Here is a 23,091-nt window from a genome sequence, read left to right as displayed (position 1 = left end):
TGTGGATGGCGCCTTGTTTTCCGAAAAGGTTACTTCTGTTCCCGCCGTTTATTCGGTTTTAGGCGGTGCGAAAGGATGAATGTCTCAGTCTTTTTTTATTTAATTTAAAACGGGCATTATTTAATTATTGAAAAATGTATTATGAAAATAACCATACCATCTTACATTTCTGTCATTATAATCAGTTGTTTTGAAATGTTTTTGTAACATAACTATTATCTCATTGACATACAGCTATGGTACAATTTTGTTATCGTTAAGAAAGACTTAAATATTTTTAGATATTTATTAAATTAAGCCAGTCGGAGGAATGAAGAGTGAAAAAGAGTTTAATATCAGCAGTAATGGTAAGTTCAATGGCCTTGACTGCCGTAGCATCACCGATCGCAGCCGCGGCGGAAGATTTTGATTCTCAAATACAACAACAAGATCAAAAAATTGCGGAATTACAAAACCAACAAGCAAGTGCCCAATCTCAAATCGAGGCATTAGAAGGTCAAGTCGCTGACATCAATACAAAAGCTGAAACTTTATTAGCTAATCAAGCAACATTACGTCAAGAGTCTTCTCAATTGACACAAGAGATTGCAGATCTACAAGAACGCATCGAAAAACGTGAAGCAACAATTCAAGAGCAAGCACGTGAAACACAAGTTAGCAGTAAAAGCTCTAACTACATCGATGCAGTATTGAATGCTGAGTCATTCTCAGATGCTATCGGACGCGTTCAAGCAATGTCATCAATTGTCCGTGCGAACCAAGACTTAGTGAAACAACAAAAAGAAGACAAACAGGCAGTTGAAGATAAAAAAGCTGAAAATGAAGCGAAGCTAAAAGAGTTAGCAGAAAACCAAGCGGCTTTAGAATCACAAAAAGGCGACTTACTATCAAAACAAGCTGATTTAAATGTTCTAAAAACTACTTTAGCGGCTGAACAAGCAACAGCAGAAGATAAAAAAGAAGACTTGAACCGCCAAAAAGCAGAAGCTGAAGCAGAGCAAGCACGTATTCGTGAACAAGCTCGTTTAGCAGAGCAAGCACGTCAACAAGCAGCACAAGAACAAGCTGAAAGAGAAGCACGTGAACAAGCAGCAGCAGTTGCCGCAGCACAAGAGCAAGAACAAGCTTCTTCTTCATCAGTACAAGAATCAACAGAGGTTTCTGAATCAGCTACTTCAGAATCATCATCAAGTGCTGAATCTTCAACAGAACAATCTTCAGTTCCTGAATCATCTACATCAACAGAAGATTCAACAACTGAAAGTAGTGTACCAGAATCTTCAACAGAAGAATCTACTACTACACCATCTGTTCCAGAAACAACAACACCATCAACGCCGGAGCCTTCAACACCATCAACACCGGAGCCATCAACACCAGCTCCAACACCTGAACCAGCAACGCCGGCACCATCAATTCCAGCGCCAACGACTCCATCTACTAATGGAGCAGCGATTGTAGCTGAAGCGATGAAATACATTGGGACTCCTTATGTATGGGGTGGAAAAGATCCAAGTGGATTTGACTGTTCTGGATTTACACGCTATGTTTACCTACAAGTAACTGGCCGTGACATCGGTGGTTGGACTGTTCCTCAAGAATCAGCTGGAGCAAGAATCTCAGTTTCTCAAGCAAAAGCTGGAGACTTACTATTCTGGGGATCAGCTGGTAGCACTTACCACGTAGCAATTTCTTTAGGTGGCGGACAATACATCCATGCACCACAACCGGGCGAAAGTGTTAAAATTGGCTCAGTTCAATGGTATGCACCTGACTTTGCTGTAAGTATGTAATTTATGAAGAACTAACTCTTATGAGTTAGTTCTTTTTTTACGAAATCTAAAAAGGATCGAACAAACAGTTTTGATAACTGTCTGTTCGATCCTTTAAAATTTCCTACTTAGAAAGCATGATCAAATAAATTCTTCCGTTAACTCCATGAAGTTTTGGATATCTTCTAAGACCATGTTGATACCTGCTTGCCAAAAATCTGGTTTCGTTAAGTCTACACCTAAGTGTTTTTGAGCCAATTCTTCTGTTGTCATTGAAGCAGTATCGCGTAGTAAATCGATATACTCTTGTTCAAAACTTGAACCTTGCTCGTTAGCATAGGCGTAAATACCTAAACTGAACAAGTAACCAAAGGTATAAGGGAAATTATAAAACGGTACATCATCAATAAAGAAATGTAGTTTTGCTGCCCAGAAATAAGGATGATAAGTAGATAACGCATTTGCATATCCTTCTTTTTGCGCTTCGATCATCATATCAGTGATCTCTTGTTCTGCTACTAGTCCTTTTTGACGAGCAGTATAGAATTGATTTTCGAAGATAAAACGAGAATGGATATTCATGAACATAGCCAGTGCATTTTGTAGTTTCGTATCCAATAAATTGATTTTTTCTTCTTTTGTTGATGCCGCTTTAAGTGTTGCATCAGCTACGATCAATTCTGCAAAGGTACTTGCTGTTTCCGCAACATTCATTGCATATTCACGATTCAACGCAGGAAGATCCCACATCGTACTACTATGGAAAGCATGACCTAACTCATGAGCTAAAGTAGCGACCTCGTTGACTGAATTGCTATAAGTCATGAAGATTCTAGATTCTTGTGTTTCAGGCAATTCGGTACAGTAACCACCAGGTCGTTTACCAGGGCGATCCTCTGCTTCAATCCAACTTTTGTTAAAAGCGTCTTGAGCAAATTCAGCCATTTTAGGACTGAATTTATTGAAATTCTCAATGATAAATGCTGCTGCTTCATCAAAGGTAAAGGTTTTTTCTTTCATATCACCTAGAATGATCGGTGCATCTTGGTCTTGCCATTCCATTTTTTCTTTACCAAAAAGATTGGCTTTTCTTGTTAAGTAATCAACAAGAGGTTGTTTATTTTTTTGGATCGTCTCCCACATCACATCTAATGTTTCTTTTTTCAAGCGATTATATTCTAATGGCTTTTGTAAGAAATCTGTTGTGCCGTGTAATTTATAGGTGGATAGACGGAACCCATCTAAATGATTCAATGTGTCTGTAAATAAAGGTGCTTTTTCTTGCCAAGCAGTTTCCCAAGCTGTAAACAATTGTTTGCGTACTTCTGGATCAGGATCTCCCATCATTTTATTGAATGCTTGACCAGCAGATAATTCAATGATTTCTCCCTCTTGTTCAAATGGTACAGTTACGCTGGCGACAATCGTATCATAGTGGCTACTCCACGCATTCAATCCATCTAAGGATAAGGTGTTGATAATGTGTTCTTCGTTTTCTGATAACAAGCGTGCGCCATCACGACGAATCTCATTCATACGAAAAGCGATCGGAGCTAATTGTTCCTGTGCAATCAAGTTTTCCCATTCATTGTCAGATATTTCTGCAAATTTTTTCGATAAGATCGTATCGGCTGCTTGCCAACGTGGTAATGATGCGTATAGTTTTCCTGATAAGATCTTTGCATCGGAATCTTTGACATTAGCAGATAATAAAGCAGTAATATAACTATTACATTGGCTGAAGCCATTGGTTACTTTTTCTTGAAGTGCCAAAATCGTCACAAGAGAATCGATATCTTCGGATGAAAATGACCATTGATTGATTTGTTCGTAATATGTTTCTATTTGTCGTTCTAATTGAGCCAAACGTTCATTTAATTCAGTTGAAGCACTTCCTCCAGGAAAGATAGAATCTAGATCCCAGTTAAGCGAATAAGTCATCAAAAAACCCCTCTCATATTTATGGTACTATCTCTAGTATAGCATTTAAAGAAGGAATAAGTCTTGGAGAAATTATTGTCGTTTTATGAAAAAAAAGCTATCATAGAAAGAAGAGGTGACTTATGGAGTTTTTAAGAAAACAAAGAAAAAATGGAAATTTTTATTTAGTGTTTGCATTAGTAATCATAGCTATTTTATTTTATAGCTCCTCGCAAACCTATGGACAACAATCACAACTTTCAAGAATTGATGCGTGGTTCCCAAATCAACCGTTTAAAGAAGTATTATCTGGTATCGAGTTTACTTACGGAGGTAGTGTTATCAGCATCGATCATTCTGGATACAGCAAATTCATTGAATTCTTTTTAAGAAAAGGTGCCCATTTTGGTACGTATTTTCTACTAGGTGGTAGTCTGTATCTTGGGGTATTCCCAAAAATGAAGATTTGGTGGTTAACGGGAATCCTTGCTTGGTTATCTGCGACAGGATATGCCGGACTAGATGAGTTCCATCAGATGCTGACAGGCGATCGTTCACCAATGTTCCAAGATGTCATGCTTGATTCGATGGGGGCATTGACTGCGGTTGTTTTATGTATTTTATTTACTTTTATAAAAAAAAGAAAGTAAAAAAGAGAGCACAGTTGCGTATCTTGCAACTGTGCTCTTCGCTATTGATTATGATCAAAAAATCAAAACAGGCGTACCTTTTTCAACCATTCTGAATAATTCTTTCATGACACCTGGTGGCGTATTGACACAACCATGAGAACCGCGAGTTCGCCATAAGTCGCCGCCATATTCTGGTTGCCAATCCGAATCGTGGATACCGATACCTGTCCAATCGACGGGCATCCAATAGTTCACTGGACTTTCATATGGTGTACCATCATCGTTCGTTCCTCTTAATACAGCATTTTCTTCTTTATTCCAGACATAAAAGACACCAGGAGGAGTAGGGGTAGAAGGTTTTCCTGAAACGATATCTGTTTCAAGCGCCACTTTCCCATCTTTGTAGAACCACATGTGTTGATTCTCTAAATCGACTTCGATATACGTATCCTCGATCAATGGGTGGTCGGCAGTTGTACTACCTTGAACAATTGGTGAACGTGTGAAATCTTGTCCTGCTAAAATCGCTTCTGTTAAAGCTGTTACTTCGCTATCTGTTTGGATCGTCCAACTGAACGTGCCAGCAGGAACAGTTACTTCGCCACGTTTGGTACTTTTGAATTTAGTATCATTTGTACTTGTATTGTATTTTTCACCAAGTTCACTAACATATTGACGAACTTTTTCTGAATCAAGCGCTGGTTTTCCATCTTCATAGGTGAGCCATTCAACGATGAGTGAAGAAGGGATCGTAATTGTTTCGCCATTGATACTGTAAGTTCCTTTTACTTTAGCGATATTATTCATGGTCGTTAACTGCTCAGTCAACTTCTTATCTGTAGATGTGACGGCTGGTTCTTTTTGGAACTCAGTAAGATCAATCGTATCTTTTCCATCATTTACAACAGTCGTCAATTCCTTCGTAACGGCTTCGACATCGACCGTGTTCCCTTTCACTTCGGGCTTGATTTTAAATGAGTCACCAGATTTTTCAATCGTTGCATCGGCAGTAGGCGTACGGTCTTTATTCAATTCAGTCAATTCCGTAGACAATGTTTCGATCGTTTGATCCAGTTGTTCCTGTTCCGCACTTAATGGATCGATTTCTTGTTTTTCGGCCGCAGCTACATAGTTCATTCCCCAAGTCCAAGCATTCTGATTTTTTAAGATCGAAGCTAGATCAGTTGAAAAATCCTTTTTATAACCAAGATCGGACTTTGCAATCTCTTTCCAAACCGTTCCGTTTTCTTTGATTGAAATCGTCTTATTGGAATACGCTTCTTTTAACTTGTCATTTGCTTGGTCGATGGTCAGGTTACTTACATTGATCGAATTGACTTCCGTTTTAGGAAGAAAACGATTCGTGTAATATGTACTACGATAGGTGTAAAAGCCGATTAATACTAGAATCACACCGAGAACAGAAAGCAAACCAATACGCATTGATTTTTTTCGATGAGAAGATCTTGTCATATCTGCAACTCCTTAATAATAATAGTTATAGGGTGTAACGACTCTATCATAGCATAATTTACAGTAAAAGACGAAATGATGTCCCTCTTTATATAAAAATTAACATACTGTATAGAAAAATAACGGTAGTTAGATATGTTTCTTATAGTATAGAAGTGTATAAAAAAACAGGAAATCCTAGAAAATGGAAGGTCGATTTTCAGGATTTCCTGTGAAGATGAGGTTGTTTTCGAAGACATTACTTCTGGAACAACGTGTATTTTTTTTTAGTGAGAACGATAGCGTCTCAAGTAATTAATTATTCAGCATCCAATTTAGCAAAAGCTTCATCTAAGATATCTTTTAATTGTTTTGCTGAAGCGGCCATACGATCTTGTTCGCTGTCGCTTAATGGAATTTCAATGACTTTTTGGATACCTTGACGGTTGATGACAGCAGGTGCACCGATATAGATATCGTTTAGTCCATATTCACCATTCATATAAACAGATAATGGAAGAACTGCATTTTCATCGTCTAAGATCGCGCGAGTGATACGTGCTAAAGCTACAGCGATACCGTAGAATGTTGCACCTTTTTTCTCGATGATCGTATAAGCAGCATCACGTACACCGAAGAATAAGTTAACCATTGCTTCTTCATCAACGTCTGGATTATTTTTGACCCATTCATAGATTTGTAAACCAGCAACATTGGCATGTGACCATACTGGGAACTCAGAGTCACCATGTTCACCTAAAATATACGCATGGACGTTACGTGCATCAACGTCAACTAATTCAGCAAGTGCTTGACGGAAACGAGCAGAGTCAAGTGAAGTTCCTGAACCGATTACGCGTTCTTTAGGGAAACCTGAGAATTTCCAAGTAGAGTAAGTTAAAATATCAACTGGGTTAGCAGCGACTAAGAAGATACCATTGAAACCTGAGTCAACGATTTGTGTAACAACTTCGCGGTTGATTTTCAAGTTTTTATTTACTAAATCTAAACGTGTTTCACCTGGTTTTTGTGGTGCGCCAGCTGTGATAACAACTAAGTCTGCATCATGTGCATCTGCATAAGATGCTGAATAGATTTTTTTAGGTGAAGTAAATGCTAGAGCGTGTGATAAGTCGATCGCATCTCCTTCAGTTTTTGCTGTATTGATATCGATGATACCAACTTCTTGAGCGATATTTTGTGTAACTAAAGCGAAGGCATAGCTAGAACCTACAGCACCGTCTCCAACAAGTATTACTTTTTGATGATCTTTTTTTTCTGCGTTTGCAGTCATTTGTATCAATCCTTCCATTGATTTGTTTTTCCCATGCCTATGCTAACATGGATAAAGCCTGCTGTCACGCTATTTGGTTACAAAATATAACAGATAACAAGGTTGTACCATATGTAAAAGCTTACATGTGCGTTATTTCACTATTTAGCAAAACCAATGATTTCATTAGTTTTGAATTATAATTTTAATCATTTTTTCATTTATTAAGTTTCTCTTTTTAGCTGTAACAAAGGATTGTGTGTTATACTAATAGGAGCTAAAATAATAAAAAATCGAGTCAAAGACTGGACCGCCAATGAGCAGTCCAGCCTTTTGTGCTGTTTATAAGATTGGATGAGCGCAGAAATGAAAATGATCGTAGGGCTTGGAAACCCAGGAACGAAATATGAACATACAAAGCATAACGTTGGATTTATGGTGGTGGATCGTTTGGCTGAAAAACACCAAGCGACCTTTAAGAAAAACACATTTGAAGCAGAAGTAGCTGAATTTTTCCACGAAGGTGAGAAAATTTTATTAGTCAAACCGCAAACATTTATGAATGAATCAGGTCGAGCGGTTGGTCCGTTGATGACTTACTTTGGGATTTATCCAGAAGAGTTGGTCGTTGTTTATGATGATCTAGATTTAGCAATCGGTAAGATTCGTTTACGACAAAAAGGAAGTGCGGGCGGACATAATGGGATCAAGAGTATCATCTCTCATTTGAATAGTACGATCTTTGATCGAATAAAGGTAGGTATTGGTCGACCAGAAGGTAAAAAAACAGTCGTCCAACATGTTCTTAGTCCTTTTAGTAAAGAGACGCAACCCTTGATCGAGCAAAGCATCGATCAATCTGTCGCCGCTGTTGAATTTCTATTGGAAGGTCATACCTTCATAGATACAATGAATAAATTTAATTAAGAAAGGAGAATGAAACGATGGATATGATCCAATTGATTGGCAAAGATGCTCAAGTGGCTGAATGGTCCATGAATCTTGAACAACGGATGTCTAGACAGCTGATCACAGGTTTAGCTGGATCTGCTAAGACACTGTTGTTTGCACATGCGTTTAAAAAACTGAATAAAAACCTGATTATCCTGATGCCAAATTTATATTACGTCAACCAATTGGCAGAGGATCTGCAACATGTTCTGCCGGCTGAAAGTATCCACCTATTTCCGGTAGACGAAGTGCTTTCCGCAGAAATGGCTTTTTCTTCTCCTGAAGCTCGAGCTGAACGTGTAGCAACATTGAATCGCTTACAACGAGATGAACCAGGAATCTATCTTCTTCCGGTGGCAGCCTTGCACAAACGACTTCCTGATAAAGAAACATGGAACAACGCCCAATTACATTGGCAAATTGGCGACGAGATCGCCGTAGACTCATTACCACAACAACTCGTTTTGATGGGGTATGAGCGGACAGAGATGGTCGCAAAACCTGGAGAATTTAGTATGCGAGGGAGTATTGTCGATATCTATCCTTTGACATTTGAATACCCTGTTCGCGTGGAATTATTTGATGTTGAAATTGATTCCATGAGATACTTCGAAGCCGATACGCAACGTTCAATCGAAAAGATTGAAGAAGTGTGGTTGCCACCAACAAGTGAGCAAGTTTATTCTCAAGAGAATCTGCTTGATGGCATCAATAAAATAGAGAACTTGTTAGAAAAAAAATTAGCAACGACTTCAGAACCGACTGAACGACAATTTTTGCAGGACTATTTTGGTCAGCTGATCTCAGAGTGGCAACGAAATGTCCCAACAGACGAAGCGAAGTTCTATGCGGATCTTTTGTATCCCGAACACTTATCGATTTTGGATTATTTTCCGCAAGACAGCTTGCTGATCGTGGACGATTACCAACGAATCATGGAAACAAATCGAGAAATGGAAAGAGAAGCAGCGGAATGGCAAACACAAAAAATCAGTGAGTTGCGTGTGTTCTCTGAACAAAAATTTGCAGCAGATGTACATGCCATCATCCAAAAAGAAAAATTTGCGACCACTTTCTTTTCTTTATTCCAAAAAGGAATGGGGAATCTAAGGTTCCAAGCACTTTACCAGTTCCAGTATCGCACGATGCAACAGTTCTTTGGACAGATGCCGCTACTGAAAACGGAAATGGATCGTTGGCGCAAACAAGAGCAAACGGTCGTCATCTTCATTCCAACGAAAGAACGTATCCGTAAGGCGGAGCAAATGTTGCGTGATGAAGACATTTTAGTAGTAGAAACAGAAGCAGACCAATTGATCAAAGGACAAGTCCAATTAGTTGAAGGCGCGTTGATGACAGGTTTTGAGTTGCCGCAAGAAAAAATCGTAACGATCACTGAAAAAGAGATTTTTCAAAAAACAACGAAAAAACAGACACGCCGTCAAACGGTAACGAATGCAGAACGACTAAAAAGCTACAACGAATTAAAAGCTGGAGACTACGTCGTCCATGCGAATCATGGGATCGGGAAATATATCGGCATGGAAACCTTAGAAGTCGATGGTGTCCACCAAGATTATATGACGATCATTTATCAAAACGATGATAAGCTATTTATTCCTGTCACGCAGTTGAATTTGATCCAAAAATATGTAGCTTCGGAATCCAAAACACCACGAATCAATAAACTCGGTGGTAGTGAATGGACGAAAACGAAACGTAAGATCTCCTCAAAAATCGAAGATATTGCGGATGACTTGATCCAATTGTATGCGGTCAGAGAAGCAGAAAAAGGATACGCATTTGGTCCGGATGATTCTTATCAAAAAGAATTTGAAAATGCTTTTCCATATTCGGAAACAGATGACCAACTTCGAAGTGCGGCGGAAATCAAACGAGATATGGAAAAAGAAAAACCAATGGATCGTTTACTTGTAGGGGACGTCGGCTATGGGAAAACAGAAGTTGCGCTACGTGCCGCTTTTAAAGCAGTCAAAGAAAGTAAACAAGTGGCATTTCTTGTGCCGACAACGATCTTGGCGCAACAACATTATGAAACGATGTTGGAACGTTTTGAGGGATTCCCAGTGAATGTTGGTTTACTGAGTCGTTTCCGAACAAAGAAACAACAAAAAGAAACGATCGAAGAATTACGCACAGGACAACTAGATATTGTTGTGGGTACTCATCGTGTATTGTCAAAAGATATTGAATTTAGTGATTTAGGACTATTGATCGTGGACGAAGAACAACGCTTTGGGGTAAAACACAAAGAACGTTTGAAACAATTGCGTGCGCAAGTGGATGTGCTGACTTTGACAGCGACACCTATTCCGCGAACGCTGCATATGTCGATGCTAGGCGTACGGGATCTATCGGTGATCGAAACACCACCGGCGAATCGCTATCCGATCCAAACGTATGTGATGGAAAAAAATCCAGGTGCGATCCGAGAAGCGATCCAGCGAGAAATGGGACGTGGGGGACAAGTTTTCTACTTATATAATCGGGTAGAAACGATTGAGCGTAAAGTAGAAGAAATCCAAGCATTAGTTCCTGAAGCGAGGATCGCCTATGCGCATGGACAGATGACGGAAGTCCAACTGGAAAACACATTATTCGACTTTATCGAAGGACAATACGATGTCTTAGTGACGACGACGATCATCGAAACCGGTGTGGATATTCCAAATGCAAACACACTCTTCGTAGAAAATGCCGATTATATGGGACTCTCTACGCTTTACCAATTACGAGGACGTGTCGGACGAAGCAATCGTGTCGCTTATGCTTATTTTATGTACGAACAGCAAAAAATCCTTAATGAAGTCAGCGAAAAGCGTCTTCAAGCAATCAAAGACTTTACGGAATTGGGTTCAGGATTTAAAATCGCGATGCGAGATTTATCGATCCGCGGTGCTGGTAACTTGCTAGGGGCACAACAACATGGCTTTATCGATGCTGTAGGTTTCGATATGTACTCTCAAATGTTGAGTGAAGCAGTGGCTCGTAAACAAGGGAAAAATCAACAAACAGAAAAAACTTCTGTGGAGATCGATCTAGGTGTCGATGCTTATCTACCAGAAAGTTATGTGTCAGATCAACGACAAAAAATCGAAATCTACAAACGGATTCGCGAATTGGATTCACAAGAGATGTTGGATGAATTAGAAGCAGATCTACTGGATCGTTTTGGTGAATATCCTGAAGAAGTCGCGCATTTATTAACGATTGGACAAATCAAAATGGACGGCGATCGTGCATTACTAGAGATGATCCGTAAGCAACAACAAACGATCGTGTTCAAGTTGAGCAAAGTGGGGACAAAACGCTATACGGTTGAACAATTATTTGAAGCGCTGACTGCCACGAAACTAAAAGCAGGACTTGGCGTGGAAAAAGAACAAATGATGATTCGTTTGACCTTACCACCGCAAACAACGACTGCTGTTTGGTTGCAAGAAATCCAACAATTTGTCAAAGCATTGCGCGAACAGAAATATGCGACTGCATAGGAAGGGGCTGAACCTTTGGATCATAAAGAAATGCGTCAAGTGATGCATGGCGCCTTTGTGTTGACGCTTGCTTCCTTTATAGCAAAAGTCCTCAGCGCACTCTATCGGATTCCATTGCAAAACTTAGTAGGCGATGAAGGTTTTTATGTTTATCAACAAGTTTATCCTATTTATGGTATTGCGATGACACTAGCTTTGTCGGGACTACCTCAGTTTATCTCTAAATATGTAGCAGAAAAAAAAGACCCTTTCGAACAAAGACAAGCATTGAAAAATCTTTATCCCCTTGTTTTTTGGTCAGGCTTTTTACTCTGGCTCTTCGTATTTTCATTTAGTCACTGGATCGCTCTCATGATGGGGGATCAACAACTGATGCCACTGATTCGGATCGTCTCCTTCACGTTTTTGTTGATGCCGGGACTATCTTATTACCGTGGGAATTTTCAAGGTCGGTTTTTAATGGAGCCCACAGCGGTTTCGCAAGTCGTTGAACAAATTGTTCGTGTAGCAATCATTGTTTTTAGTGCGATTGCCTTTAAACGATTAGGTTGGACAGTCTATCAAACAGGAACAGCGGCAATGAGTGGTGCAGTATTTGGTGGCGTATGTGCATATGGTGTACTGTATTATTATGAACAAAAAATCCATGGTGGTGCATTGAGCTTCCGCCACTTCCCGATTTTAAGAAGGCCAGCGAAATCACTCGTGCGCCGGTTCTTGATTGAAGGGGGATTAGTCTCCATTTATAGTGGTCTATTGATCTTCTTCCAATTGATTGATTCTTTTTTTGTTAAGAATGCGTTACAAATCTATGGTTTATCCGAGCAAGCATCTAAAATAGCTAAAGGAGTATATGATCGTGGTCAACCGTTAGTTCAATTAGGATTAGTTATTGCTACGGCTCTAAGCGCTACGTTCTTACCCGCGCTGACACGCTATCTAACAAGTGCAGTCAAAGGACAATTTTATTCCACAGCAAAAATTTACTTGCGTCTGACGACTGCATTGGCTTTGGCAGCTTCGGTAGGATTAGCTGTATTGTTGCCTTATATCAATTACGCATTGTTTAAAGATTATGCTGGAAATACGACACTAGTTCTATTTGTTTTTTCTATCGGACTAACTGCAATCATCCAAGCATACCAAAGCATTGCTCAAAGTAAGAACTCTTTCCGCCCTTCACTAAAGGGTGCTGGTTGGGGCTTACTTGCTAAAGCTCTAGCAACACCGCTTCTGACGAGTTACTTAGGAACAGTCGGTGCTAGCTTATCGACATTGCTTGGACTATCAGTGACTTTATGGTATTTTGTCCATACAGAAACTCCAGCAATCAATAGTTTTTGGCAGGAACGAAAATTTGGTAAGAAATTGATCCAATGTTTAGGATGTATGATCTTAGCGTTGTTTTTATATTATGGCTTCTTAAACTTATTGTTTGGTCCAGTGAGCCATCGCTCGACCGCTCTTTTTGCAAGCTTAGGTGGTGTTGTTATAGGAGTGGTCACATTTGTATATGCAGTGATCTGGACAAAATTATTTACGATCCGTGAATGGCTGTTACTGCCATTTGGTAAGAAAATCTTACGTTTGAAAAAAATAAAAAAAGAAAAGTGAGGACATGAGATGCGACTAGATAAATTTTTAAAAATCTCGCGAATCATCAAGCGCCGATCTGTCGCTAAGGAAGTAGCGGATAAAGGACGAATCAAAATCAATGGTAAACTTGCGAAATCCTCTAGTGATGTCAAAGTCGGAGACCAATTGGACATCCAATTTGGTAATAAGACGATGGAAATCAAGGTAGCAGAATTGCATGAGTCAACAAAAAAAGAAGATGCACAAAAAATGTATGAAGTCTTGTCAGAAACACGAGTACAAAACACAAGCGAAATTGATTAGACAAGCATTCATGATGTTGGTATAATAAAGAATGACAATCAAAAAAGATTGGAGCGAATACAGGTGGCAAACAAAAGCAATAAAATCGCTGCACTAGACACAGAGTATGCAAAGAAAAAATATGTCGAATTCCAACAGCAACAACGCCAATTGATTTTTCGTAGACGCAGGTTAGCAGCCATCTTTTTAGGTGCTTTGGTCATTTTCGCTGTAATAGGTTTCCAAATTTTTAATGATATGCAACGAATGAATCATTTAAATGAATTAAAAGTCGAAGCAGATACAGAGTTGCAACAAATCAACAAAGATGTAGACCAACTCACAGAAGACGTGAAATTGCTTAAAGATGAAGATTATGTAGCAAAACTTGCTAGAAGCAAATTTTTCTATTCAAAAGAAGGGGAGCAAGTCTACCCGGTACTTGAATCTACGACAGATAATTCAGCAGACAACGATGAACAAACAACGAGTTCAACAACTGCCCAATAAGCAGTAATATAAAAAAAGGGAAATAATTAGGAGGAACATTTTTTTTATGTCAATCGAGGTAGGAGCAAAACTGCAAGGAAAAGTTTCAGGAATCACAAATTTTGGCGCATTTATTGATTTAGGAGCTGGTAAAACAGGGTTAGTTCATATCAGTGAAGTATCAAACGGTTATATCAAAGATATTCATGATGTATTGAGCGTTGGTGATGAGGTAACAGTCAAAGTCATTACAGTCAATGATGACGGAAAAATCGGTTTATCTATCCGCAAAGCACAAGAGCAACCAGTAGAAACTAATGATGAAAATCGTCAAAAGAGATATCCACAAAAAGAAACTCGAGATAATCGAGGACGCGCACCGCAGAAAAAATCTTTTTCTCGCAGCCAACCTTCCAATACAAAAGAAGACTTCGATTCATTGATGAGCTCATTTTTAAAAGATAGCGATGATCGATTGACTTCCTTAAAACGCAACACAGAAGGAAAACGCGGAGGCCGTGGCGGTCGCCGTAGCTAAGCTAAGCGAAATTGAAGGGCAGGCAATTGTCACAGACTTTTGTCCGCTCTTTTTATTTTGTAAAAGGATGTGACTCCAATGGATAAGGAAGCAAGCCAGTTTAAACAGGCATTTATAAAAAGAGGATTACGCCGAGGCTATTTGTCTGAAGAGGCGAAAATAGTAGTTGCTGTTTCCGGTGGCGTAGATTCTATGGTTTTACTCGATTGCTTAATGACCGCCCAAAAACAAGTTGGCTTTCGGTTAGGTGTTGTTCATATCGATCATCGTTTACGGAGCGTTTCTGCGGATGAAGCAGCATATCTTTCTGACTTTTGCGATAAAAAAAATCTTCCTTTCCACTTAGAAGTATGGGAGAATCCAGCGGAACAAGGAATTGAAACGGCTGCTCGAGCTTTTCGGTATGAAAAATTCAACCAAATCGTACGACAGCACCAGTATGATACATTGATGACGGCGCATCATGGCGATGATCAAATGGAAACGATTCTGATGAAAATCATTCGTGGCGGCCAGTTAGGTACGTATGCGGGAATCAAGGAAACGCAACCTTTTGCTGGTGGACGACTCATTCGACCGTTGTTGTCATTTAGTAAAGAGCAATTGTATGCGTATGCGGAAGCAGAAGATTTACCTTTTTTCGAGGATCATACCAATCAGGAATTGGTCGTCCAACGTAATCGACTTCGTCATTTAGTCGTCCCGCAATTGAAAAAAGAAAATACACAGACAATGGCTCATTTCCAAAAATTCTCACAACAAATCCAATGGGCAGAGCAATTTATCCGAAAAAGTACGCAACAGATGATCACAGAACATCTCACGTATGGAGAAGAGCGCTTATCTATTCCTTGGAAGGTGATCGAAAATTTGGAATCATTTGAACGTTACTTCTTTTTTTACACGTTCTTTGATCACGTTTTTCCAGTTACGAAAGTGACGATCAAAGAAAAACAGATCGATACGTTGTTACAACAATGTGAACAACCCGCAGGACAATGGCAGATTGATCTAGGCAAACGCTGGGTGATCGAACGCTCCTATGAAATACTTTATCTTTATGAAAAAAAAGAAGCAGCATCAACTGATCACCAAAATATTCCATTAAAAATCATACCGAATCAATCCATTCAGTTAGGAGATTCAGAATGGTTAGGAATCTACACACCAGACCAGCTTCCAGACTGGAATTTGGATGGAGCAGGTGAGATCTTCACTCATGATCTGTGGTTATCAGCAGGTCAAACGCTTTGGATCGATCGACGACAACCGGGAGATCGTATCCAATTGACGGAGACATTGAACAAGAAAGTATCAAGATATTTTATCGATAAAAAAATACCTGTTGCACAACGAACAAATTCATGGGTTATTATAGATAAAGGGAGAAATCTATGGAGTCTAGTCCCTTTTGTCCATTCATATTTGAGTATTGGTGTAGAAACTGATAAAATACACTACATACTTCTTTACAAATATCAAAAAGAAGCAATTGGAAGGAGAACCTGATGTTAGAAAAAGATATCGAGAGAGTATTGATCACGCAAGAAGAGATACAAGTTCGTTGTAAAGAACTAGGAAAAGAGTTAACTGAAAATTATCAAGATAAAAATCCATTGGTTGTCGGCGTATTGAAAGGTGCTGTCCCATTCATGGCGGATATCATCCGTTCGATCGATGCATACTTAGAATTGGATTTTATGGATGTTTCAAGTTATGGTAACGCAACTGTTTCATCAGGTGAAGTAAAAATCGTGAAAGACTTGGATACGAATGTGGAAGGCCGTGATCTATTGATCGTCGAAGACATCATTGATAGCGGAAGAACACTTGCTTATTTAGTCGATCTATTTAAATACCGTAAAGCAAACTCAGTCAAAATCGTGACACTCCTTGATAAACCTGAAGGAAGAGTCGTAGATATCGAAGCGGATTACATTGGGTTCAATGTACCGAACGAGTTTGTGGTAGGTTACGGATTGGATTATGCAGAAGCCTATCGAAATCTTCCATATATCGGTGTACTAAAACCGAGCGTTTATCAATCAAATTAATCATCTATCTTTCATAAATTATGTTACAATAGAATGGTCAGGATTGATAAAAGATTTATCAAGTAAAAATAACGCATAGGGAGGACAACTATGAACAAAAAAAACAATGGCATGATGAAAAATGCCTTGTATTATGTCCTCGTAATCTTAGCGATGGTAATGGTCGTCTACTTTATTTTTGGTAACAATGGCCAACGGTCGTCAGATATCGAGTACTCAAAATTCACTGAACAATTACAAGAAGGCAAAATCAAAAACTTTGAGGTGCAACCTGCAAATGGTGTATATAAGATCTCAGGGGAATACAAAGAACAACAGACAGTTGCAAATAGTGGCGGTCTATCGATTCTAGGTACTACTGAGACATCAACGACGCACTTCACTACGATCATTTTGCCAAACGATACAACATTGAGCCAAGTCACAGAGTTGGCAAAAGACAACAACGTAGCAACTACGATCAGAGAAGAATCAAGTAGCGGCGTATGGGTATCACTCCTATTAAGCTTCTTGCCAATCGTGATCATCGTCTTCTTCTTCTATATGATGATGGGACAACAAGGTGGCGGCGGAGGCGGCGGAGGCCGTGTCATGAACTTTGGGAAATCCAAAGCAAAAGAAGCCGACAAAAAAGCCAATCGTGTTCGCTTCTCTGATGTAGCGGGTGCGGAAGAAGAAAAACAAGAACTTGTCGAAGTCGTTGAGTTTCTAAAAGATCCAAGACGCTTCATTGAATTAGGCGCACGTATCCCAGCCGGAGTTCTCTTAGAAGGACCTCCAGGAACAGGTAAGACGTTGCTTGCCAAAGCAGTTGCTGGTGAAGCTGGCGTACCATTCTACTCAATTTCAGGTTCAGACTTTGTGGAAATGTTTGTTGGGGTCGGTGCAAGCCGAGTTCGTGACTTATTTGAAACCGCGAAAAAGAATGCTCCAGCAATCATCTTTATTGATGAAATCGATGCTGTCGGTCGTCAACGTGGCGCTGGTATGGGTGGTGGACACGATGAACGTGAACAAACACTGAACCAATTGCTTGTTGAAATGGATGGATTTGATGGCAACGAAGGTGTGATCGTGATTGCAGCGACAAACCGTTCAGACGTATTAGATCCAGCCTTACTTCGTCCAGGACGTTTTGACCGTCAAATTTTAGTCGGTCGTCCAGACGTCAAAGGCCGTGAAGCGATTTTACGAGTTCACGCAAGAAATAAACCAATTGCTGACGATGTTGATTTAAAAGTCGTGGCACAACAAACACCAGGTTTTGCTGGTGCGGATTTAGAAAATGTCTTGAACGAAGCAGCGTTAGTAGCTGCTCGTCGAAACAAGAAAAAAATCGATGCTTCTGATATCGATGAAGCAGAAGACCGCGTGATTGCTGGACCAGCGAAGAAAGACCGTGTCATCAGCAAACGTGAACGCGAAATGGTCGCTTACCATGAAGCAGGTCATACGATCGTTGGGCTTGTCTTGAGTCGTGCCCGTGTCGTTCACAAAGTAACGATCATCCCACGTGGACGTGCCGGTGGATATATGATCGCTTTACCAAAAGAAGATCAATTCTTAATGACAAAAGAAGATATGTTTGAACAAATCGTTGGTTTGCTAGGTGGACGTACCGCAGAAGAAATCATCTTCAACGTTCAATCTACTGGTGCATCAAATGACTTTGAACAAGCAACTGCGCTAGCAAGAAGCATGGTTACAGAGTATGGGATGAGTGATCGTTTAGGTCCTGTCCAATATGAAGGAAACCACCAAGTATTCGTAGGACGTGACTATGGTCAAACAAAAGCATACTCTGAACAAGTTGCTTTTGAAATCGACCAAGAAGTACGTAAGATCTTGATGGAAGCACATCAAAAAGCACATGAAATCATCGAAGCACACCGTGCGCAACACAAACTGATCGCAGAAAAACTGCTTGAATTTGAAACATTGGATGCCAAAGCAATCAAATCTCTCTTTGAACAAGGTGTAATGCCTGAAGGAGCAGAATCGGCAGACTTCCCTAGTGAAAAAGAAGCACAAACGTTTGAAGAAGCAAAACGTGCACTAGAAGAAAAAGATGCGGAAAAACAAGCAGAAGAAAAACATGAGTTTGATGAAGCTAAAAAAGAGTTGAATGATGAAAATCAATCGACTTCAACGGATGAACAAAATCATTCAGATGATCAAAATAGATAAAGAAAGAAGCTGTGACGGAAGTCGCAGCTCTTTTTTTGTGTCTAGAAATTAAAAAAGAAACGTAGAATCTACAAATTCAAAAGTTGAAAAATTTGGAAGTTACTAGTATGATTCACTATGAGTTTTAAAATCGGGAAATGAGGTACATACAAATGGAAGATTATTTAGTAAAGGCATTAGCCAATGACGGATTTGTTCGAGCATATGCTGTTCGTGCAACCAATACTGTTGCAGAGGCACAACAACGTCACGATACTTGGCATACATCATCCGCAGCATTAGGTCGCGCATTAGTTGGTAGTCTGCTTCTAGGTGCGACAGTTAAAGGTGAAGATAAATTGACAGTACGCATCCAAGGAGATGGTCCTGCGGGTGGGATCGTTGTTGATTCGAATGGTAAAGGTGATGTCAAAGGGTACATCAAAAATCCACACCTAAGTTTACCATTGAATGCAGAAGGAAAAATCGATGTACGTGGGGCAGTAGGAACACAAGGCATGTTCAGTGTGACAAAAGATCTAGGGTTAAAAGAACCTTTTTCAGGGCAGACGCCGATTGTATCTGGTGAGCTAGCTGAAGATTTTACGTACTATTTAGCAATTTCAGAACAAATCCCCTCAGCTGTAGGACTAAGTGTCTTAGTCAATACGGACGATAGCATCAAAACAGCGGGTGGTTTTATGATCCAGATCATGCCAGGAGCAGATGAAGAAACGATTACGAAAATCGAAGAGCAGTTAAAAACAACGCCGCGTATCTCTACCCTCTTAGACGAAGGATTGACACCTGAAGAAATCTTGCAAGGATTATTAGGAACAGACGAATTGCAAGTATTGGAAAAAATGCCTGTACAGTTCAAGTGTGATTGTTCGAAAGAAAAATTTGGAGAAGCAATCATCGCATTAGGTGCAGCCGAAATCCAAGCAATGATTGATGAGGACCATGGGGCAGAAGCAGTTTGCTCGTTTTGTAATAGTAAATATACCTACACAGAAGATGACCTAGCAGCATTGAAGGCAGAAGCCTTAGGAGGAGTATAAGTGGATCACACATGGAAAATCGGGAATGTTGAAATTCCGAATCGCGTTGTTGTGGCACCGATGGCAGGGATCACGAACGCCGCATTTCGCGTAACCGTCAAAGAGTTTGGTGCAGGCATGGTCGTTTGTGAGATGATCAGTGACCAAGGTATCCATTTCCGCAACAAAAAAACATTGGAGATGTTGCATATCGACGAAACAGAACATCCATTAAGCTTGCAAATATTTGGTGGGAACAAAGATACATTAGTAGAAGCTGCACAGTTTGTTGAGAAGCATACTACTGCAGATATCATTGATATCAATATGGGATGTCCAGTCAATAAAATCATCAAAGCTGAAGCAGGTGCAAAATGGTTATTAGACCCTGATAAAGTCTATGAAATGGTTCATGCAGTCGCATCGGCAGTTGATGTACCAGTTACTGTGAAAATGCGTATTGGTTGGGACGAAGAACATGTTTTTGCTGTCGAAAATGCATTAGCCGCTCAAGCAGCCGGTGCCGGTGCAGTAGCCATGCACGGGCGTACTCGTGTGCAAATGTATGAAGGCAAAGCCAATTGGGAAGTGTTGAAGGAAGTCAAAAAACATCTAACGATCCCTTTTATGGGTAACGGAGACGTCAAAACGCCAGAAGATGCAAAACGCATGTTGGAATACGTGGGTGCCGATGGTGTCATGATTGGCCGAGCAGCTTTAGGGAATCCTTGGATGATTCACCGCACACAACATTATTTGGAAACTGGAGAGCTTATTCCGGAACCAACTGCACGCGAAAAAATCGCTACTGCGAAACTACATCTAGAACGTTTAGTTGATTTAAAAGGAGAAACGATCGCCTGTCGTGAGTTTCGGACACACGCTTCCTACTATCTAAAAGGTGTCTCCCGGGCAGCAAAGATCAAATTAGCAATCAATAAGACTGAAAAACAGCATGAAATCAATGAACTGCTTGACCAATTGGTTGAAAAAAGCGAAAAATTATCGCTTCAATCTTAGGAAGTTATTCTAAGTTTTTTGCGAAATTCAAGCCGAAACACTAAGTTCGGCTTGCTTTTTTTGCGTTTCATTGGCATTATAAGGAAGAGAATAAGATGAGAATGGAGGAACTTTTGTGACTGAGGAACAACAAAATCAATTAGAAGATTTAAACGATCAAATGATTGTTCGTCGTGAGAAAATGGAGCAATTGAGAGAAAATGGGATCGATCCATTTGGTAAGCGATTTGAGCGTACACATAACTCCCAAGAATTGCACGAATTATTTGATCCACGTACAAAAGAAGAATTGGCGGAAATGGCATTGACAGCTAGTGTTGCTGGCCGTATGATGACACGCCGTGGGAAAGGTAAAGCTGGTTTTGCCCATCTCCAAGACAGAGAAGGTCAGATCCAAATCTACGTCCGCAAAGACCGAGTAGGCGAAGAAGCTTATGAAGTATTCAAACATGCTGACCTAGGAGATTTCTTTGGCGTAACTGGAGAAATCATGAAAACTGATACAGGTGAGGTATCGATCAAAGCCTCTGAAATCGTCATCTTATCAAAAGCACTTCGTCCATTACCAGATAAATACCATGGATTGACGAACATCGAACAACGTTACAGACAGCGTTACCTAGATTTAGTAAGTAATAGAGAAAGTTTTGACCGCTTCATGAAACGCAGCCAAATCATCAGTGAGATTCGTCGTTATTTAGATGGAAATGGCTATATCGAAGTTGAAACACCTGTCTTGCACAATGAAGCCGGTGGGGCAGCAGCACGTCCTTTCATCACACATCACAATGCGTTAGATATGGATCTATATCTACGTATCGCGTTAGAACTTCATTTGAAACGTCTGATCGTTGGTGGTATGGAAAAAGTTTATGAGATCGGCCGTGTATTCCGTAACGAAGGAATCGATACAACGCACAACCCTGAGTTCACGATGCTGGAAGCATACACTGCATACACTGATTTCCAAGATGTGATGAACTTGACAGAAGGTATCATCCGTAATGCAGCTGAAAAAGTACTAGGAACAGCTAAAATCACTTACGCAGGACAAGCAGTAGACTTAGAAAGTGATTTCAAACGTGTACACATGGTTGACGCAATCAAAGAACATACTGGTGTTGATTTCTGGAAAGAAATGACCTTAGAAGAAGCACTAGCAATTGCAAAAGAACATCAAGTTGAAGTGACAGAAGCGATGGGTGTTGGTCACGTCATCAATGAATTCTTTGAAGCATTCGTGGAAGAAACATTAGTACAACCAACATTTGTCTATGGACATCCAGTTGAAGTTTCTCCATTAGCGAAGAAAAACCCAGAAGATCCACGTTTTACTGACCGTTTTGAATTGTTCATCACAGGGAAAGAATTTGCGAATGCCTTTACTGAGCTGAACGATCCAATTGATCAAAGAGAACGTTTTGAAGCGCAAGAAAAAGAACGCGAGCTTGGAAATGACGAAGCTCATGGATTAGATGAAGACTTCTTAGAAGCACTAGAATATGGTATGCCACCAACTGGCGGACTAGGTATCGGAATCGACCGTCTAGTCATGCTATTGACTGATGCTCAATCGATCCGTGACGTATTACTATTCCCAACTATGCGTTAACACTAAGACTTAACTAGAAACAGCCTATTCAACAAATCAAACCGACAATAGCCAGAAATGATTTTTATTTCTAGCTATTGTCGGTTTATTTTAGAGTGAAAATATGTTGAATTCGATTGGAATCTGGTTCTATATTTCGTAATTTATTGAAACTATTTTTAACTTCATGCGGGTCGATGAACTGTTTTTAGATGAAGTTATAGAAAGAGATAAGACAGTCACAAAAAAAGAAAACGGAACCATTATAAATGGACCTGATTTGTAGAAGTTTCAGCATAATTACAATAACGAATGATTTATGTAGATAAAGGTTCTCAACATCTTTATTTCTATCGAAAAACGAACGTTCAAATTGTTTTTTGAGTATATTAATCGTGTAACTGAAAAACTTGAAAAAACACAAAAAAATTCGTTGACCAATAAGATTTTAGTTGGTATATTATTATTTGTTCAAAAGTTAAGTTGATTAACTTCTGAATGATCATAAAAAAGTTCTTGACGTGTGGATCAACACATGATAAGATAACCGAGTCGCTTGTGAATCACAATTGATAAACGTTGATTTCGCAAAGAAAAAAACGAAAATAATTGTTGACAAATAACAAACGATGAGTTATGATAAGTGAGTTGCTGAAACGACCTTGTGAAAAACGAGTTCGAAAAACTTTTAAAAAATAGTTGACAATCATTCGAGAGTTTGCTAAGATATAAAAGTTGCTACGGCAATCACAAACGATGAATCGAAGCAGTTGTGTTTCATTTATCACGTAGACCTTTGA

At 39.7% G+C, this 23,091-nt stretch carries 17 protein-coding genes; 14 read left to right on the top strand and 3 right to left on the bottom strand.

All coding sequences use genetic code 11. The features are described 5' to 3' along the window. The first annotated feature begins 317 nt into the window (after nucleotides 1-317). A complete protein-coding gene (locus CUS89_RS07875) occupies nucleotides 318-1,793 on the top strand; it encodes a C40 family peptidase (protein WP_104871701.1) in 1,476 nt (491 codons plus the stop codon). 120 nt (nucleotides 1,794-1,913) lie between these two features. On the opposite strand, the gene CUS89_RS07870 is transcribed toward CUS89_RS07875, so the two are convergent. Further along, complete coding sequence (locus CUS89_RS07870) at nucleotides 1,914-3,713, bottom strand: M3 family oligoendopeptidase (protein WP_104871700.1); 1,800 nt, start codon at nucleotides 3,711-3,713, stop codon at nucleotides 1,914-1,916. A 122-nt stretch (nucleotides 3,714-3,835) separates the two neighbouring features. Between CUS89_RS07870 and CUS89_RS07865 the strand changes: the two genes are divergently transcribed. Further along, nucleotides 3,836-4,342 (top strand): VanZ family protein, encoded by a 507-nt coding sequence (locus CUS89_RS07865; RefSeq protein ID WP_065096078.1) that lies wholly within the window; start codon nucleotides 3,836-3,838, stop codon nucleotides 4,340-4,342. A gap of 54 nt (nucleotides 4,343-4,396) precedes the next feature. Here the strand turns inward: CUS89_RS07865 and CUS89_RS07860 are convergent, their stop codons facing one another. Together CUS89_RS07860 and CUS89_RS07855 are read right to left on the bottom strand one after the other, a co-directional pair. Continuing rightward, complete coding sequence (locus CUS89_RS07860; RefSeq protein WP_104871699.1) at nucleotides 4,397-5,797, bottom strand: L,D-transpeptidase family protein; 1,401 nt, start codon at nucleotides 5,795-5,797, stop codon at nucleotides 4,397-4,399. A gap of 298 nt (nucleotides 5,798-6,095) precedes the next feature. Continuing rightward, the gene (locus tag CUS89_RS07855) at nucleotides 6,096-7,070 is read right to left on the bottom strand and encodes an L-lactate dehydrogenase (protein WP_019722338.1); all 975 of its coding nucleotides are present in this window, start codon (nucleotides 7,068-7,070) and stop codon (nucleotides 6,096-6,098) included. 345 nt (nucleotides 7,071-7,415) lie between these two features. Between CUS89_RS07855 and pth the strand changes: the two genes are divergently transcribed. From pth to lysS, 12 genes are all read left to right on the top strand, one after another. Next, complete coding sequence (gene pth / locus CUS89_RS07850) at nucleotides 7,416-7,976, top strand: aminoacyl-tRNA hydrolase (protein WP_104871698.1); 561 nt, start codon at nucleotides 7,416-7,418, stop codon at nucleotides 7,974-7,976. A gap of 17 nt (nucleotides 7,977-7,993) precedes the next feature. After that, on the top strand, nucleotides 7,994-11,515 hold the full coding sequence (mfd, locus tag CUS89_RS07845) for a transcription-repair coupling factor (RefSeq protein ID WP_104871697.1): 3,522 nt from the start codon (nucleotides 7,994-7,996) through the stop codon (nucleotides 11,513-11,515). 15 nt (nucleotides 11,516-11,530) lie between these two features. Continuing rightward, on the top strand, nucleotides 11,531-13,129 hold the full coding sequence (locus CUS89_RS07840) for a putative polysaccharide biosynthesis protein (protein WP_104871696.1): 1,599 nt from the start codon (nucleotides 11,531-11,533) through the stop codon (nucleotides 13,127-13,129). 9 nt (nucleotides 13,130-13,138) lie between these two features. Beyond that, nucleotides 13,139-13,414: an RNA-binding S4 domain-containing protein gene (locus CUS89_RS07835; protein ID WP_019722335.1), complete on the top strand. Its 276-nt coding sequence runs from the start codon at nucleotides 13,139-13,141 to the stop codon at nucleotides 13,412-13,414. 63 nt (nucleotides 13,415-13,477) lie between these two features. Further along, nucleotides 13,478-13,903, top strand: coding sequence for an FtsB family cell division protein (locus CUS89_RS07830; RefSeq protein ID WP_104871695.1), 426 nt, complete (start codon nucleotides 13,478-13,480; stop codon nucleotides 13,901-13,903). Nucleotides 13,904-13,949: 46 nt separating this feature from the next. Then, on the top strand, nucleotides 13,950-14,420 hold the full coding sequence (locus CUS89_RS07825) for a S1 domain-containing RNA-binding protein (protein ID WP_010734120.1): 471 nt from the start codon (nucleotides 13,950-13,952) through the stop codon (nucleotides 14,418-14,420). A gap of 78 nt (nucleotides 14,421-14,498) precedes the next feature. Then, on the top strand, nucleotides 14,499-15,929 hold the full coding sequence (gene tilS, locus CUS89_RS07820; protein ID WP_104871694.1) for a tRNA lysidine(34) synthetase TilS: 1,431 nt from the start codon (nucleotides 14,499-14,501) through the stop codon (nucleotides 15,927-15,929). Then, nucleotides 15,929-16,474 carry a hypoxanthine phosphoribosyltransferase gene (gene hpt, locus CUS89_RS07815; RefSeq protein WP_010734122.1) on the top strand — a complete coding sequence of 182 codons (546 nt, stop codon included), beginning with the start codon at nucleotides 15,929-15,931 and terminating at the stop codon, nucleotides 16,472-16,474. The genes tilS and hpt overlap by 1 nt, the downstream gene beginning before the upstream one ends. A gap of 90 nt (nucleotides 16,475-16,564) precedes the next feature. After that, nucleotides 16,565-18,661, top strand: coding sequence for an ATP-dependent zinc metalloprotease FtsH (gene ftsH, locus CUS89_RS07810; protein WP_104871693.1), 2,097 nt, complete (start codon nucleotides 16,565-16,567; stop codon nucleotides 18,659-18,661). Between the two features lie 152 nt (nucleotides 18,662-18,813). Then, entirely contained in the window at nucleotides 18,814-19,701 is an 888-nt protein-coding gene (gene hslO, locus CUS89_RS07805; protein WP_104871692.1) for an Hsp33 family molecular chaperone HslO, read from the top strand. Beyond that, a complete protein-coding gene (gene dusB / locus CUS89_RS07800) occupies nucleotides 19,702-20,700 on the top strand; it encodes a tRNA dihydrouridine synthase DusB (protein WP_104871691.1) in 999 nt (332 codons plus the stop codon). Nucleotides 20,701-20,815: 115 nt separating this feature from the next. Continuing rightward, complete coding sequence (gene lysS / locus CUS89_RS07795) at nucleotides 20,816-22,312, top strand: lysine--tRNA ligase (protein ID WP_104871690.1); 1,497 nt, start codon at nucleotides 20,816-20,818, stop codon at nucleotides 22,310-22,312. Nucleotides 22,313-23,091 lie beyond the last annotated feature (779 nt).

This window comes from Enterococcus mundtii (genome assembly GCF_002947535.1).
Taxonomy (GTDB): Bacteria; Bacillota; Bacilli; order Lactobacillales; family Enterococcaceae; genus Enterococcus_B; species Enterococcus_B mundtii_B.
Note: the sequence above shows the minus strand (reverse complement) of the source record. Positions and strands in the feature narration are given on the sequence as shown.